The organism is Streptomyces sp. NBC_00358 (assembly GCF_036099295.1).
GTDB lineage: Bacteria > Actinomycetota > Actinomycetes > Streptomycetales > Streptomycetaceae > Streptomyces.
The window spans coordinates 3,193,750-3,209,186 of record NZ_CP107976.1; the positions used below are offsets into that span (position 1 = coordinate 3,193,750).

Sequence of the window (15,437 nt, forward strand, 5' to 3'; positions counted from 1 at the left end):
CGCCCCGCCCTGGGAACGCATGACTCACACCTCGCCCGGTATCCGGGGCCCCCGGGTCACTGGGGAAAGGACGCGACGCCATGTCGGAAGCCGTAACCCACTCTGCCCCGGCCCCGGTCGCCCGCCCCGAGTTGCTCGCGTCGCTCGATCCGCTGCTGCGGGAATGGCTGCCCCGGCAACGCTGGTTCGCGGGCAAAGGGCGTCCGGTGACCGGGTTCTCCCTGGTGGCCGCGGTGGAACTGCTGCCGCTCGGGGACCGGTTGGGCCTGATCCAGTTGCTCGTACGCGCCCATCAGCCGCGCACTCCCGCGCAGGGCGCCACCTCGCATCCCGGGGACTGCTACCAGTTACTGATCGGGGTGCGCGAGGCGCTGCCGCCACGGCTCGCGCCGGCCCTGATCGGCCATCTGGAGGAGGGACCGCTGGCCGGCCGCACGGTGTACGAGGCGCTGCACGACCCGCGCCCCGCCGGTGTCCTCCTGGAAGCCCTGCGCACCGGAGCCCGTATCGGTGACCTGCGTTTCGAGCGCGACGGGCGCCAGGAGATACGAAAGGACCTGGTGCCCCGCCTGGTGACGGCGGAGCAGTCCAACTCGTCGATCGTCTACGGAGATACGTTCATCCTGAAGGTGCTTCGCCGGATCGTTCCCGGGGTCAACCCGGATCTGGAACTGCCGCTGGTGCTGGCCCGGGAGGGCTGCGCGCGGGTCCCGGCGCCCGCGGCCTGGATGCTCGCCGACCTCGACGCGGAGACGTACGTGCTCGGCGTGCTCCAGCCGTTCGTGCAGGGCGCGGCCGACGGCTGGGAACTGGCGCTGCGGGAACTGGCCAAGGGCGAGGACTTCACCGCCGAGGCGCGGGCGCTGGGCCGGGCCACCGCCGAGGTGCACACCGCGCTCGCCCGGTCGCTGCCCACGGTCACCCTCGGCCACACGCGGATGCGGCCGCTCATCGACGCCATGACCGAGCGACTGGACGCCGCCGCGCAGGCGGTGCCCGCGCTCCGGCCCCACGCGCCCGGTCTGCGGACCGCGTTCGAGGCACTGGCCGATCTGTCCGCCGAGGGCCACACCTGGACGGCTCAGCGCATCCACGGCGATCTTCATCTCGGCCAGTGCCTGCGCTCCCCCGACGGGGAGTGGTCGCTCATCGACTTCGAGGGCGAGCCGTCGAAACCGCTCGCCGAGCGCCGTATGCCGCAGCCCCCGGCACGCGACATCGCGGGCATGCTCCGCTCCTTCGACTACGCGGCCCACTCCGTCCCGCAGGCCCCCGGCGCCTCGGGGACGCCTCTGGCATCCGGCTGGGCCGACGCCTGCCGGGCCGCCTACTGCACCGGATACGCCGAGGTCAGCGGCCTCGACCCGCGCATGGACCCCGTCCTGCTGCGCGCTTTCGAGACGGACAAGGCGGTGTACGAGGTCGTGTACGAGGCCCGGCACCGCCCGGACTGGCTGCCGGTTCCGATGGCGGCGGTACGGCGGCTGGCCGCGCCCCTCTGATCCCCCCGCTTTCCCCAGCTCACCCTCCCGAGGAGGCCCCGCCCGTGACGCCCCGCCCCCCGTCCGATGAGAGTCCGAAGAAGAACGGCGCGAAGAAACCGGCCGCCGCCGAGAACGACACCACCGAGAGGCCGGCCAAGAACACGGAGGCCAAGAAGGCAGAGGTCAAGAAGGCGGCCAGGAGAGCGGCCGAGGGGAAACCGGCGGGCAGGAGGTCCGCCGCCGGCAGGAAGGCCGGCTCGAAGAAGGACGCGGTCACCGGGAAGCCGTCCGTGACCGGGACGTCCGCACCGTCCAGGACGACCGTCTCCGCCCAGCGGACCGCCGGGAGCGCCGCCACGCAGGCCGTGGGGAAGCTTCCGAGAAAGGGCGCGACAGCCGTGGCGAAGATCCCGGAACCCACGGCGGACGAGATCGGGCCCGGACCCGCCGCGACCCGTCCCGGATTCGCCGGTGTCGGCCCGGAGGACCGGCGGCGACTGCTCGACGGTACGCACCACGATCCGCACGGGGTGCTGGGCGCCCATCCGATACCGGACGGTGTCGCCTTCCGGGTCTTCCGCCCGTACGCGCTCGGGGTCACCGTCGTCACCGGCGACCTGCGCGCCGAACTGCGCGACGACGGGGACGGTTTCTTCTCCGGGGCGCTGCCGCTGCGCGCGGTCCCTGACGCGTACCGGCTGCTCGTGGCCTACGAGGGGTCGGTGCTGGAGACCGAGGATCCGTACCGGTTCCTGCCGACGCTCGGCGAGCTGGACCTGCATCTGCTCGGCGAGGGCCGGCACGAGGAACTGTGGCGGGCACTCGGCGCCGAACCGATGGAGCGACAGGGCGTCGCCGGAACCCGCTTCACCGTGTGGGCGCCGAACGCGCTCGGTGTCCGGCTGGCCGGCGGCTTCAACTTCTGGGACGGCACCGGGTATCCGATGCGCTCGCTCGGCTCGTCCGGAGTGTGGGAGCTGTTCGTGCCGGGCACGGGCGAGGGCGAGCTCTACAAGTTCGACATCACGCGCCCCGACGGTTCCCGCACCCTGCGCGCGGACCCGATGGCCCGCCGAACCGAGGCCCCGCCCCACACGTCCTCGATCGTCCACGCGTCCCACCATGTGTGGCAGGACGCGGAATGGATGGCCCGACGGGCCGCCAGGCCCGCTCACGAGGCGCCGTTCTCCGTCTACGAGATACATCTGCCGTCCTGGCGACCGGGTCTGACCTACCGTCAACTGGCCGACCAGCTCCCGGCCTACGTCTCGGACCTCGGCTTCACCCATGTCGAGCTGATGCCCGTCGCCGAGCACCCCTTCGGCGGCTCGTGGGGCTATCAGGTCACCGGGTTCTACGCCCCCACCGCCCGCCTGGGCACCCCCGACGACTTCAAGCACCTCGTCGACGCCCTGCACCGGGCCGGCATCGGCGTCCTCATGGACTGGGTCCCCGCCCACTTCCCCCGCGACGACTGGGCACTGGCCGAATTCGACGGACGCCCGCTCTACGAACACGCCGACCCGCTCCGCGCCGACCACCCCGACTGGGGCACCCTGGAGTTCGACTACGGCCGCCGCGAGGTCCGCAACTTCCTCGTCGCCAACGCCACCTACTGGTGCGAGGAGTTCCACGTCGACGGCCTGCGCGTCGACGCCGTCGCCTCCATGCTCTACCTCGACTACTCCCGCGAACCCGGCCGGTGGACCCCCAACGAACACGGCGGCCGGGAGAACCTCGACGCCGTCGCCTTCCTTCAGGAGATGAACGCCACCGTCTACCGCCGCAACCCCGGCGTCGTCACCATCGCCGAGGAGTCCACCGCCTGGGACGGCGTCACCCGGGCCACCCACCACATCGGCCCCGGAGGCTTCGGCGGCCTGGGGTTCGGGCTGAAGTGGAACATGGGCTGGATGCACGACTCGCTGGACTACATGTCCCACGAGCCGGTCCACCGCAAGTACCACCACGACGAGATGACCTTCTCGATGGTGTACGCGTACAGCGAGAACTACGTCCTGCCGATCTCCCACGACGAGGTCGTGCACGGCAAACGCTCACTCGTCTCCAAGATGCCCGGCGACTGGTGGCAGCAGCGCGCCAACCTGCGCGCCTATCTCGCCTTCATGTGGGCCCACCCGGGCAAACAGCTCCTCTTCATGGGGCAGGAGTTCGCCCAGGGCGCCGAGTGGTCCGAAGCCCACGGCCCCGACTGGTGGCTCCTCGACCCCGCGTACGGCGCCGAACCCGACCACCGCGGCGTCCGCGACCTGGTCCGCGACCTCAACACCGCCTACCGGCAGCAGCCGGCGCTGTGGGAGCGCGACACCGATCCCTCCGGCTTCACCTGGATCACCGGGGACTCCGCCGACGACAACGTGTTCGCGTTCCTGCGCCACGCCGCCGACGGCACTCCGCTGCTCGCCGTCTCCCACTTCTCCCCCGCCGTCCGGCACGGCTACCGCCTCGGCGTCCCCGAGGACATCCCCGCCTGGCACGAGGTCCTCAACACCGACGCCCTTCGCTACGGCGGAAGCGACGTCACCAACCCGGACCCCGTCAAACCGGAACCCCAGGGCTGGCACGGCCGTCCGGCCAGCATCCAGCTCACGCTGCCGCCCCTCGCGACGGTGTGGCTGCGGCCCGCCTAGGGCGTGTGCCGTACTCCTCGGCCGTCCCCGCCGGCTTGGCGGGCGGGGACGGCCGAGGTCATGGAGGGGCGGGCCCCCGGCGTCGCGTCACTCCAGGCCGGTGCCCCTCAGCGACGCGGGCAGTTCCCCGGTGTGCAGGACGCCCAGGGTCTGGGTGGCCCGGGTCAGCGCCACGTACAGGTCGCTCGTCCCGTACGACGCGGGCTCCACCACCAGTACGGAGTCGAACTCCAGCCCCTTGGCCTGCCGGGGGTCGAGGAGCACCACCGCGCGGGTCAGGTCCGGCTCCTGCCCCACCGTCACCCCGTCCAGCCGGCCGGCGAGCGCGGCGTGCAGGGCACGCGGCGCGATCACCGCGAGCCGCCCCTCGGCCGGGGTCAGCTCGGCGACGGCCTTGGCGACCGCGCCGGGCAGATCGTCCCCGGCGTCCCGGGCCCAGGGCCGTATTCCCGTGGAACGGACGGAGCGCGGCGGCTCGAACCCGGGGCGCTCGGCCCGCACCACACCGGCGGCGACGTCCATGATCTCGGACGGGGTGCGGTAGTTGACGCCGAGCCGCGTGTGCTCCCAGCGGTCGTCGACGTACGGGGAGAGGATCTCCTCCCACGAGCCGACCCCCGCCGCCTCCGCCGTCTGCGCGGGGTCGCCGACGAGCGTCATCGACCGGGTGGGGCTGCGCCGCATCAGCAGCCGCCACGCCATGGGCGACAACTCCTGCGCCTCGTCGACGATGATGTGGCCGAAGGCCCAGGTCCGGTCGGCGGCGGCGCGTTCCGCCGCGCTGCGGTGGTCGTCCTCCTCGTGCCGTTCGGCCATCCGCTCGGCGTCGATGATGTTGTGCGCCGACAGGATCTCGGAGTCCTCCTCGTCCTTGTCGTCGAACTCGTAGGTCCGCGAGGCGTAGGAGACGTCCAGCACGCCCTGCGCGTAGGCGACCTGGGTACGGCGCTCCTGGTCGGCCTGCGCCCGGGCGACCCGGTCGTCCTCGCCGAGGAGTTCGGCCGCCTCGTCCAGCAGCGGGACGTCCGCGGCGGTCCAGTCGGCGGGACCGGTCAGCGGGCGGTGGATCGCCGCCGCGTCCTCGTCACGGACATGGCCGTACGGGTCGGCCAGGAAGTCGGCGACCAGTCGGCGCGGGGTCAGCCTCGGCCACAACTGATCGACGGCCGCCCAGACTTCGGGGTTCTCGGCGAGTTCGTCGCGGATCTGGGTGATGTCGCTCGGGTCGAGGAGGTTGGAGCCGTCGAAGGGGTCCGTACCGATGCGCTCGGCCAGCATGTCGGTGAGCGAGTTGAGGATGTGGCCCTCGAAGTGCTCGCGGGCCACGTTGTGGGGCAGGTCGGCCGCGCGGGTGCGCTCCCGGGCCACCTGGACCAGACCCGCGTCGAGCATCAGGACGTCCCGGTCGTGCTCGATCGCGATGACCGGGTCGGGGAGGGCCTGGCGGTCCCGGACGACCCCGGCGAGGACGTCGGCCATCTCGGCGCGGCCCTTCACGGCGGCCGCCTCGGGGGTGTCGACGGCTGTGGCGTGGACTCCGGGGAAGAGTTCGCCCACGGTCGACAGGAGTACGCCGGTCTCGCCGAGCGAGGGCAGCACCTCGCCGATGTAGCCGAGGAAGGCCGGGTTCGGGCCGACGATCAGGACGGCCCGCTTGGCGAGCAGCTCGCGGTGTTCGTACAGCAGGTACGCGGCGCGGTGCAGGGCGACGGCCGTCTTGCCGGTGCCGGGGCCGCCCTCGACGACCATGATGCCCCGGTGCGGCGCGCGGATGATCCGGTCCTGTTCGGCCTGGATGGTCTGCACGATGTCGCTCATCCGGCCGGTGCGGGCCGAGTTGAGCGCGGCGAGGAGCACGGCGTCGCCGGTCGGGTCCTCGTGGCCGGTGCGTACGCGGTCGCCGAGGTCGAGGATCTCGTCGTGCAGGTCGGTGACGTGCCGGCCCTCGGTGCCGATGTGCCGGCGGCGGCGCAGGCCCATCGGGGTGTGACCGGTGGCCAGGTAGAAGGGACGGGCGACCGGGGCCCGCCAGTCGACGAGGATCGGAGTGCGCTCGATGTCGTCGGCGCGGATGCCGATCCGGCCGATGTGGTGGCTGACGCCCGCGGAGGGCTCCTCTTCCCCTGCTCCCCCTGCGGACTCCACAGGGGTCAGGTCGATGCGGCCGAAGCAGAGCGAACCGTCCACGGCGTTCAGCGCCGCCAGCAGCCCCGATCGTTCGGCGACCAGGACATCCCTTTCGAGCCGGGCCTGCATGGGCGTGTTGCCCTGGGCGAGCGCGTCCTCGACGGAGGCTTCCGTGAACCCGCGCAAGGCGTCCACACGCGCGTACAACCCGTCGATGAATTCCTGCTCGCTTCGCAGTTCATCATCGGGGAATTCTGTCTGCGATCCCTTGTTTGACAATTCCGCTCCCACCCAGATATACTGCGCCTACTGAACTTCTTCGCGACTTCTCACTTCGAAGTCGCGAATCATCGAATATACGCAGCGAAATCCCCCGGGCGCAATTGCCCAGGGGATTTTTTGTCTGCCGGGTCGTCTGCCGGGTGCGATCAGATCACGTCGGACAGCTCCTGGAGCAGCCGGCGCTTCGCCCGGGCGCCGACCATCGACTTCACGGGCTCACCACCCCGGAAGACCATGAACGTCGGCATCGACAGCACGCCGTACGCCAACGTCGTCTCCGGATTGGTGTCCACGTCGAGCTGGACCACCTTGAACCGGTCGCCCTCCTCGAAGGCCAGCTCGCTGAGCACCGGTCCCATCTGCCGGCACGGCGGACACCAGTCGGCCGTGAACTCCACCAGCACGGGCAGATCCGACCCGATCACCTCCGTCCGGAAGTCCGCGTCCGTCACCTCGGCCACGCCTGCCGCCCTGATCATCGCGTCCGCCCTCCCAGTTCACACACGGGTTCCGGACCGCCCGGAACCTCCGCGTCGGCCGCCAGCTCGTCGCGCGCCCGTTCCGCCCGCGCCAGTTGCTCGCCCACCTGCGCGCGCACCGTCCGCAGCTCGTCGATCAGCCCGTCGAGCTCGCCGAGCTTGCGCCGGTAGACCTCCAGGGACGCCGGGCACGAGTCGCCCTCGGGATGCCCGGCCCGCAGACACTCCACGAAGGGCCGCGTCTCCTCCAGGTCGAACCCGAAGTCCTGCAGCGTCCTGATCTGCCGGAGCAGCCGCAGGTCGTCCTCGTCGTACGTCCGGTACCCGTTCCCGCCCCGCCGCGCGGGCAGCAGCCCGCGGGACTCGTAGTAGCGCAGAGTCCGCGTGGTCGTCCCGGCCCGCGCGGCCAGCTCGCCGATTCGCATGCCATGACGGTAATCCTTGACGCCGACGTCAAGGCAAGGGACGGCGGGCGCCTCGGCGCGGGTCCGCGCGGGTGGACGGGGCTCAGCGTGAGGTGCGCGGCAGCAGGGGCTTGCGGTCGACGGGGGACGACAGCACGATCGAGGTCGTCGTCCGCCCCAGCGCGGAGGTCTGTTCCAGGACGTCCTCCAGATGGATCGTGTCCTCCACGGCGACCTTGAGGATCCAGCAGTCCTCGCCGACGACGTGGTGCACCTCGGTGACCTCGGGACGGGCCAGCAGCTCCAGGGTCCGCGGGTGCTTGAGGGTGTACCCGCCGTGCGGATCGACCCGGATGAAGGCCTGGATGCCGTAGCCCAGACGGGACGCGGACACCCGGGCGCCGTAGCCGGTGATCGCGCCCGTCGCCTCCAGCCGGCGCATCCGTTCCGCGACCGCGGCCGGGCTCAGCCGGACCCGGCGGCCCAGCTCGCTGAGCTTGATACGGCCCTCGCTCTGGAGCAGTTCCAGGATCTGCCGGTCCAGCGTGTCGAAGCCCGCCGACGTTTCGCCGGACACAGGGCGCGGATGCCGTGTTTCTTTCGGTACGACAACCGGATCTCCCATGTCTCCCCCTTCGGGCCTGACCTTTGCGACGGGAGAATTATGACCACGGGCCGCGGCACCGCGAACGACCGGTGACGGTGACCGGTGACGGCTGCCCGGGATTCGGGTGCCCGAGTGCGTGCACGCACAGGCCACTGGTGCGGGGAAACAGAGGAGGACGACATGCGGGAGATCTGCGTCATCGGCGGAAACCGGTATTTCGGAAAGCGTCTCATAACCCGGCTGACGGCCGCGGGAGACCGGGTCACCGTCATCAATCGCGGCTCGTCGGCGCCGCCCGCCGGGGCGATTCATCTGATCGCCGACCGCGATGACGAGAACTCCCTGGAAAAGGCGCTGGGTTCGCGGACTTTCGACGTCGTCGTCGACCAGGTCTGCTACACACCGCGGCAGGCGGAGATCGCCCGCCGGGTCTTCGCGGGACGCACGCGCCGGTACGTCATGACCTCCACCGTCGAGGTGTACGAGTACGAGGACACGGCGGACCCGGTCGGCGAGGGGGCCGTGGATCCGCGTACCGTCGCCGTCGATCTCGGCCTCCCCTGGGACGACGCCGGCTTCCTCGACACGCACTACGGCGAGGGCAAGCGGCAGGCCGAGGCGGTGTTCGCGGCCGGCCCCGGCTTCCCGTACGTGGCCGTGCGCGTCGCCCATGTGCTGGGCGGGGACGACGACTTCACCGGCCGGCTGGAGCACTACGCCGACCGTATCCGTACCGGCGAGACGATCGCCGTGCCGCCCGTGAACCACCCGGCGACCTACATCCACGTCGAGGAGATCGCCGACTTCCTGTTCTGGACGGTCGGCGAGGAGTTCACCGGCCCGGTCAACGCGGCCTCCCACGGGCCGCTGACCACAAGGGAGTTGTGCGAGGCGATCACCGCTCACCTCCCGGACGGAAGGGCGGTCCTGAGGGCCGTCGAGGTGGGCGAGGTCTCCCCCTTCTCCTTCGGCCGTTCCTACGCCATGGACAACTCCCGGGCCACCCGGCTCGGTTTCCCCTTCGGCGACGCGCGGTCATGGCTGCCGCGAGCCGTGGCCGAGACCCTCGGAGAGGTCGGCTGACATGCGGTACAGGACACTTGGCGGTCTTCAGGTCAGCGCCGTCGGGCTCGGCGCGATGCCGCTGTCCATCGAGGGCCGGCCGGACGAGGCGCGGGCCCTGGCCACGGTGCACGCCGCCCTCGACGCGGGCGTCACCCTCCTCGACACGGCGGACTCGTATCACCTGCCCGGCGGCGAACCGGGCCACAACGAACGACTCGTGGCCCGCGCCCTGGCGACGTACGGCGGCGACACCGCGGACGTCCTGGTGACCACCAAGGGCGGGCGGGGCAGACCCGCCGACGGCACCTGGACGGTGAACGGCTCCCCGCGTCACCTCAAGGCGGCGGCCGAGGCCTCCCTGAAACGGCTGGACGTGGAGGCGATCGGCCTCTACCAGCTCCACAAGCCCGACCGCGCCGTCCCCTTCGAGGACTCGGTCGGCGCCCTGCGCGACCTTCTGGACGCGGGCACGATCCGGCTGGCCGGCATCTCCAACACCACCGCCGACCAGATCCGCCGGGCCCACGCGATCCTCGGCGACCGGCTGGTCTCCGTCCAGAACCAGTACTCCCCCGCGGTCCGGGACAGCGAGCCCGAACTGCTCCTCTGCGCCGGGCTGGGGCTCGCCTTCCTGCCGTGGAGCCCGCTGGGCGGCATCTCCCGGAGTTCCCTGGACGGCCCGTCCGGCAGCGGTTCCCCGGACGGCTCCCGGGAGGGGTTCGGGGCGTTCCACGCGGTGGCCCGGGAACACGGCGTGAGCCCTCAACAGGTCTGTCTCGCCTGGCTGTCGGACCGCTCGCCCACAGTGATCCCGATCCCGGGCGCGAGCCGCCCGGAGACGGCCCGGGACTCGGCGGGGGCCGCGGACCTGGTCCTGAGCACGGCGGACCTGGCCCGGCTGGAACTGGCGACGGCTCCCCGGCCGTGAGCCGGGCACGAGCCCGGGATCAGACCATGACCCCGGCCGACTCCTCCACCTCCAGCAGCGAGGCGCTCTGCCGCTCCGCCTCGAACGCCTTGTGCCCGCCGCGCAGGCCGAACAGCCTTTTGGCGAGGGCGATGTAGAGGACGGCCAGGATGTTCAGGACCAGCGTCGCGATCTTCAACCCGCTGATGTGTTCGGTGAGTTCGTAGATCTCCAGCGGGAGGAACGCGGCGGTGGCGACGACCGTGAGGTACTCCGCCCAGCGCTTGGCGTACCAGAGACCGACCGCCTCGACGAGCTCGATCAGCGCGTACGCCAGCAGCAGGACCGCGACGAGCAGCAGTGTGGAGTGCTTGTAGCCGAAGGTCTTCTGGATGGTGCCGACCACGGGCGAGTGGTCGAGGTCGTAGTGGAAGTGCCGGAAGACCGGCCTGAGGACGTCGAGGTATTCGTCGAAGAGCCGGCGCACCGCGTACTGGCTGTTGCTGAACTTCCAGACGGCGGCCGCGACCAGCACGATGAACACCCCGCGCACGGCCCGCTCGATCGCCAGGAAGCGCAGGATGAACAGATCGCGGAGCACCTTGCCGCGCGGCACGAGCGGCGCCTCGGCCGCGGGACCCGAGCCGTGCGGGGCGCCGAGCGCGAAGTCGCCGCAGCGCAGGCAGCGCCAGACCTCGCCGAGGGCGGTCTCGGCGTGCAGCCGCACCCTCAGGCGCGGGTCGTCCGGCGCGTAGGTGACGTGCCCCTTGCGCGCACACGTACGCCGGTCCCAGTCGATCTTCATGCTCGGTGTCCTCCGCAGAACGTGCCGTACCGCGCCGGTCGGTCCGGCACGGCACGGTAGTGCATGTTCTACGAGACGGCGGCCCGGGGGGTCACGGTTCCTGCCTCGGCCTCCCCCTCGCTCCCGACCTCGTCCCCGACCCGCTTCTCGACCTCGTCCGGGGTCCCGGCCTGGACCGCGGCACCGTCCGGGGTCCCGGCCTGGACCGCGGCACCGGCCGGGGTCCCGGCGTCGGCCTCGGTCTCGGCCTCGGCCCCAGCCCCGCCAACAGCATCGCCATCGGCCTCGGTGCCGACATCGGTGCCGGACACGGTTCCGGCCTCGGTCTCGGTCTCTGTCTCTGTCTCTGTCTCTGTCTCTGTCTCTGTCTCTGTCTCTGTCTCGGTGTCGGCGCCCACTTGGGCCTCCGTCCGTGCCTTGCGCGGCAGCAATACCGCCACCAGTACCGTGCCCACGCCGAGGATCACGGCTCCGACGAGGCTGGTGTGCGCCACCGCGTGCGAGAAGGACGAGCCGACCGCGTCCGTCATCTGCCGTGCACCGTCGGCGAGTTGGCCGGCCTGCGCCTTCAACTGGGCCGCCTGCGTGGCGTCCGCCGTCCGCGCGGCCTGTTCGCCGAGCGCGTGGGCCTTGTCGCCGATGCCCTGGGCGACGGCGTATCCGGCGCCCACGGAGTCCTGCGCCGTGGTCAGGGCGCCCGCCGGGAGCCCGCTGCCCGCGGTCGCGTCCGCGAGGTGCGAGGAGTACGAACCCGCCAGCACCGAGCCGAGGATGGCGATGCCGAGCGAGCCGCCGAGTTCCAGCGAGGTGTCGTTGACCGCCCCTCCGACGCCCAGTTCGGCCTCGGGGAACGCGCCCATGATGGCGTCCGTGCAGGGTGAGAGGGCCAGCCCGATGGCCAGGCCGAGCATGACGAGGGGCAGGACGAGGTCGCCGTACCCCGAGGAGGCGTCCACCCGGGTGAGCAGCGCCAGCGCCACCGTGCCGCCGACCATGCCCGCGGTGACCGTGATCTTCATGCCGACGCGCGGAGTGAGGTAACCGGTGAGCGCCGAGCCCACGAAGACGGCACCCGCGAGCGGCAGCATCCGCACGCCGGTGTCCAGCGCGTCGTAGCCGAGGACGAACTGGAGGTGCTGGGTCAGGTAGTAGAAGGCGCCGAAGACGGCCAGGAAGAAGAGGGCGACGGCGAGGTTCGAGCCGGCGAACCGGCGGTGGGCGAAGCGTCGTACGTCGATGACCGGGCGCGGATGACGCAGTTCCCACAGGACGAAGAGGACCAGTCCGGCCCCGGCGGCCACCGCGGCGGTCACGGCCTTCACGCCCCACCCGAAGTGCGGGCCCTCGATGATCATGTAGACCAGTGAGCCGATCCAGACGACGGAGAGCAGCCCGCCGACGTAGTCGATGCGGTTGTGGTGCGCGGCCCTGGACGGCGGTACGAGGACGAGGGCGCCGATGACGGCGAGAACGGCGATCGGCACGTTGATCAGGAACGTGGACGACCAGCCGTGGTGCTCCAGGAGGGCGCCCGCGACCAGCGGCCCGGCGGCGATGGCGAGTCCGGCGGTCGCGGTCCACAGGACGATCGCCTTGGCCCGCTCGGCGCGCGGGAAGGTCGCCGCGAGCAGCGAGAGCGTGGCGGGCATGATCAGCGCGGCACCGACCCCCATGACGGCGCGGGCCGCGATGACCCCGGTGGCACTGCCGACGAGCGAACCGGCGACCGCGCCGCCGCCGAAGACGACAAGCCCCAGGATGAGCGCGCCGCGCCGGCTGTACTTGTCCCCGATGGCACCGAGCAGCAGCATCAGGGCGGCGTACGGGACGGTGTAGCCGTCGATGACCCATTGCAGGTCGGCGCTGGACAGGCCGAGGTCCCGTGTCATGTCGGGAGCGGCGACGGTGAGGGCGGTGTTCGCCATCACGATGATCAGCAGGCTCAGACAGAGCACCAGCAGCGCCCACCACCGCCGGGCGTAGGGCCGGTCCATCCTCTCGACCGGTTCGTTCATGACGAGACGCATGGCTACGGTCGCCCTTCCTTCGTCGACGGGTGCGGAGATCCGTCCGCACCGGGACTCGCGCCGTGGGACGCGAACAGCGGGACTTGCACAATGGAGTGCAATTACACAACGCTGTGCAATCTACGAGATTGCACAGCCCTGTGCAAATGAAGGGGGTGGGGACCGGTGACCGCGAGACAGGGGGGCGCCCGGGGGACGGGCAGAATGGCAGCCATGACCACGGGTAACCCGAGCCGCGCCGATGTGAACCGCCGCCGCATCCTCGATGTCGCGCTCGCCGAACTGCTGCGTGACCCCGACGCGTCCATGGACCAGATCGCCCGGGCCGCGGGGGTCGTACGGCGCACGGTGTACGGGCATTTCCCCAGCCGCGAGGCGCTGGTCGGCACCCTGACCGACGAGGCCGTGGCGGCGGTCGCCGCGGCGCACGCGGCGGGCCGCGAAGGGGTCGCGGACCCGGCCGAGTCGCTGGCCCGCTCGACGCTCGCCGTCTGGGAGATCGCCGACCGCTACCGCCTGCTGGTCGCCCTCGCCCAGCGCAGCGTCACCATGCAGGGCATCCGCGAGCGCCTCACCCCGGTCCGCGAGGCATGCGCCGAGATCCTCCGACGCGGCCTGGAGCAGGGCGTGTTCGCGTCACCACTCCCCCCGTACGCACTGGCCTACGTGCACGAGCAGACCCTGTTCGCCCTCATGGAGGCGGTGAACGACGGCCTCCTGGCAGCGGAGGAGGCGGGCAGCTCCGCCACGGTCACCATGCTGACCGCGGCGGGCGTACCCGCCTCGCGCGCCACCGAACTCGTGGCCGAGCTGAGCGGCTGAACTGAGCGGCTGAGTCCTCGCGGGTGTCAGGGCCCGCGAGGACTCGGCCGCCTTCGGCGGTGCGCACCCGGGCGGCCGGACCCGTGGGGGATGCCCGGCCGCCCGGCGTCTGGGGGGGTGGGCGTCCCGGGGCCGTGCGCCCCCGAGCCGCCCCGTCCCGACGGGCGGGACATCCGGGCCGCCCGCACCCGCCCACCCGCGCGGAGCCGGAGTTCCTACGCCTCCGCCGGTTCCTTCTCGCCGCCCTGCTCCGGAACCTCCGGGTGGACGTCGGCGGAGCCGGGAGCGGAGCCGGAAGCGGGGTCGGCGGCGCCCGAACCGGAGTCGTCCAGCAGGACCGTCTCGTCGAAGGGAAGCCGTCCGGCGAGGACCTCGGCCACCCGCTCCTTGTCGATCTCCTTCGTCCAGGTGCCGATCAGGACGGTGGCCACGGCGTTGCCGGCGAAGTTCGTCAGCGCGCGTGCCTCGCTCATGAACCGGTCGATGCCGACGATGAGGCCGACGCCGTCCACCAGGGCGGGCTTGTGCGACTGGAGGCCGCCGGCCAGCGTCGCGAGGCCCGCCCCGCTGACGCCCGCGGCTCCCTTGGACGCCACGAGGAGGAAGAGAAGGAGCGGGATCTGCTCCCCGATCGCCATCGGCTTGCCCATCGCGTCGGCGATGTAGAGCGAGGCCATGGTCATGTAGATCATCGTGCCGTCGAGGTTGAAGGAGTAGCCGGTCGGGACGGTGATGCCGACCACCGACTTGCCGACGCCCAGGTGCTCCATCTTCGCGATGAGCCGCGGCAGTGCGGACTCGGAGGACGAGGTGGACAGGATGAGCAGGAACTCCCGGCCCAGGTACTTCAGGAACGTGAGGATGTTCAGGCCCGTCACCACGCGCAGCACGGCGCCGAGCACGACGAAGACGAAGAGGAGACAGGTGACGTAGAAGCCGAGCATCAGCACGGCGAGACTCTTGAGGGCGTCCAGGCCGGCGGAACCGGTGACGGCGGCGATGGCGCCGAAGGCACCGAGCGGGGCCGCCCACATGACCATGGCGAGGATGCGGAAGACGAGTCGCTGGATGTGTTCCACACCGCGCAGGACCGGCTGCCCGGCCGGCCCCATGGCCTGCAGCGCGAACCCGGTGAGCAGCGCGACGAGCAGGGTCTGCAGGACCTGGCCCTCGGTGAACGCCGAGACCATCGTGGTCGGGATGATCGAGAGCACGAAGTCGACCGGCGGCAGCGCCTCGGCCGACACCTGCCCCTGCCCGGCCTGCTTGACCGCGTCGGTCATCGCCAGGCTGCTGCCCGGCTCCAGGATGTTGCCGACGACCAGGCCGATGGCGAGCGCGACCAGCGACATGACCAGGAAGTAGCCGAGCGCGATTCCGCCGACGGCGCCGACCTTGGCGGCCTTGCGGACCGAGCCGATGCCCAGCACGATCGTGCAGAAGATGATCGGGGAGATCATCATCTTGATCAGGTTCACGAAGCCCGTACCGATGGGCTTGAGCTCGACCGCGAAGTCGGGGGCGATCAGACCGACGGCGATACCGAGGATCACGGCGCCGATCACGGCGAGATAGAGATAGTGCGTGCGGTCCCGCTTGGCGGCGGGTGCGGCAGGTGCCGTTTGCGGCGTGCTGGCCACGGCTGGCCTCCTTGACGACGTCGTCGGCATCATCCGGCGTGCGGCTCACGACCGGCGGAACCCGGCGTGCGGCTCACGTCCGGGGAAGACCGGGAGGCGTGGACTCCCGGGGGGATGAGGGGACTATCTCCCGGCGT

Annotated in this window: 11 protein-coding genes and 1 pseudogene; 5 read left to right on the top strand and 7 right to left on the bottom strand. The window is 71.4% G+C overall.

The features are described from left to right. Window positions 1-80 precede the first annotated feature (80 nt). Together OHT01_RS13145 and glgB are read left to right on the top strand one after the other, a co-directional pair. Window positions 81-1,502 carry a maltokinase N-terminal cap-like domain-containing protein gene (locus OHT01_RS13145; protein ID WP_328553325.1) on the top strand — a complete coding sequence of 474 codons (1,422 nt, stop codon included), beginning with the start codon at window positions 81-83 and terminating at the stop codon, window positions 1,500-1,502. After that, window positions 1,499-4,135 (top strand): 1,4-alpha-glucan branching enzyme, encoded by a 2,637-nt coding sequence (glgB, locus tag OHT01_RS13150; protein ID WP_405918427.1) that lies wholly within the window; start codon window positions 1,499-1,501, stop codon window positions 4,133-4,135. Before OHT01_RS13145 ends, glgB begins: the two co-directional genes overlap by 4 nt. A gap of 87 nt (window positions 4,136-4,222) precedes the next feature. Here glgB and OHT01_RS13155 read toward each other — a convergent pair whose 3' ends face one another. The 4 genes from OHT01_RS13155 to OHT01_RS13170 form a co-directional block, all read right to left on the bottom strand. Continuing rightward, window positions 4,223-6,499, bottom strand: a complete 2,277-nt coding sequence (locus tag OHT01_RS13155; RefSeq protein ID WP_328558105.1) for a HelD family protein — start codon at window positions 6,497-6,499, stop codon at window positions 4,223-4,225. Window positions 6,500-6,690: 191 nt separating this feature from the next. Continuing rightward, complete coding sequence (locus OHT01_RS13160; RefSeq protein WP_328553327.1) at window positions 6,691-7,023, bottom strand: thioredoxin family protein; 333 nt, start codon at window positions 7,021-7,023, stop codon at window positions 6,691-6,693. Further along, a complete protein-coding gene (locus OHT01_RS13165; protein ID WP_328553328.1) occupies window positions 7,020-7,448 on the bottom strand; it encodes a MerR family transcriptional regulator in 429 nt (142 codons plus the stop codon). The genes OHT01_RS13160 and OHT01_RS13165 overlap by 4 nt, the downstream gene beginning before the upstream one ends. 82 nt (window positions 7,449-7,530) lie before the next feature. Continuing rightward, on the bottom strand, window positions 7,531-8,052 hold the full coding sequence (locus OHT01_RS13170) for an Lrp/AsnC family transcriptional regulator (protein ID WP_328553329.1): 522 nt from the start codon (window positions 8,050-8,052) through the stop codon (window positions 7,531-7,533). A gap of 162 nt (window positions 8,053-8,214) precedes the next feature. Between OHT01_RS13170 and OHT01_RS13175 the strand changes: the two genes are divergently transcribed. Together OHT01_RS13175 and OHT01_RS13180 are read left to right on the top strand one after the other, a co-directional pair. Further along, on the top strand, window positions 8,215-9,117 hold the full coding sequence (locus tag OHT01_RS13175) for an NAD-dependent epimerase/dehydratase family protein (RefSeq protein ID WP_328553330.1): 903 nt from the start codon (window positions 8,215-8,217) through the stop codon (window positions 9,115-9,117). A gap of 1 nt (window position 9,118) precedes the next feature. Then, window positions 9,119-10,027 (top strand): aldo/keto reductase, encoded by a 909-nt coding sequence (locus OHT01_RS13180; protein WP_328553331.1) that lies wholly within the window; start codon window positions 9,119-9,121, stop codon window positions 10,025-10,027. A 19-nt stretch (window positions 10,028-10,046) separates the two neighbouring features. Here the strand turns inward: OHT01_RS13180 and OHT01_RS13185 are convergent, their stop codons facing one another. Together OHT01_RS13185 and OHT01_RS13190 are read right to left on the bottom strand one after the other, a co-directional pair. Continuing rightward, window positions 10,047-10,811, bottom strand: coding sequence for a DUF2127 domain-containing protein (locus OHT01_RS13185; RefSeq protein ID WP_328553332.1), 765 nt, complete (start codon window positions 10,809-10,811; stop codon window positions 10,047-10,049). 371 nt (window positions 10,812-11,182) lie between these two features. Beyond that, a pseudogene (locus OHT01_RS13190) lies at window positions 11,183-12,838 on the bottom strand (MFS transporter); the annotation flags it as partial. A gap of 204 nt (window positions 12,839-13,042) precedes the next feature. Between OHT01_RS13190 and OHT01_RS13195 the strand changes: the two are divergent. Then, window positions 13,043-13,660, top strand: coding sequence for a TetR/AcrR family transcriptional regulator (locus OHT01_RS13195; RefSeq protein WP_328553334.1), 618 nt, complete (start codon window positions 13,043-13,045; stop codon window positions 13,658-13,660). 215 nt (window positions 13,661-13,875) lie between these two features. Here the strand turns inward: OHT01_RS13195 and OHT01_RS13200 are convergent, their stop codons facing one another. Then, window positions 13,876-15,330: a cation:dicarboxylate symporter family transporter gene (locus OHT01_RS13200; RefSeq protein WP_328558106.1), complete on the bottom strand. Its 1,455-nt coding sequence runs from the start codon at window positions 15,328-15,330 to the stop codon at window positions 13,876-13,878. Between the last annotated feature and the right edge of the window lie 107 nt (window positions 15,331-15,437).

Bases quoted from the DNA above. Each gene is read 5' to 3' on its own strand.
- OHT01_RS13145 (WP_328553325.1), top strand. From the start codon at position 81: ATGTCGGAAGCCGTAACCCACTCTGCCCCGGCCCCGGTCGCCCGCCCC.
- OHT01_RS13160 (WP_328553327.1), bottom strand. From the start codon at position 7,023: ATGATCAGGGCGGCAGGCGTGGCCGAGGTGACGGACGCGGACTTCCGG.
- OHT01_RS13165 (WP_328553328.1), bottom strand. From the start codon at position 7,448: ATGCGAATCGGCGAGCTGGCCGCGCGGGCCGGGACGACCACGCGGACT.
- OHT01_RS13170 (WP_328553329.1), bottom strand. From the start codon at position 8,052: ATGGGAGATCCGGTTGTCGTACCGAAAGAAACACGGCATCCGCGCCCT.
- OHT01_RS13175 (WP_328553330.1), top strand. From the start codon at position 8,215: ATGCGGGAGATCTGCGTCATCGGCGGAAACCGGTATTTCGGAAAGCGT.
- OHT01_RS13180 (WP_328553331.1), top strand. From the start codon at position 9,119: ATGCGGTACAGGACACTTGGCGGTCTTCAGGTCAGCGCCGTCGGGCTC.
- OHT01_RS13185 (WP_328553332.1), bottom strand. From the start codon at position 10,811: ATGAAGATCGACTGGGACCGGCGTACGTGTGCGCGCAAGGGGCACGTC.
- OHT01_RS13195 (WP_328553334.1), top strand. From the start codon at position 13,043: ATGGCAGCCATGACCACGGGTAACCCGAGCCGCGCCGATGTGAACCGC.
- OHT01_RS13200 (WP_328558106.1), bottom strand. From the start codon at position 15,330: ATGCCGACGACGTCGTCAAGGAGGCCAGCCGTGGCCAGCACGCCGCAA.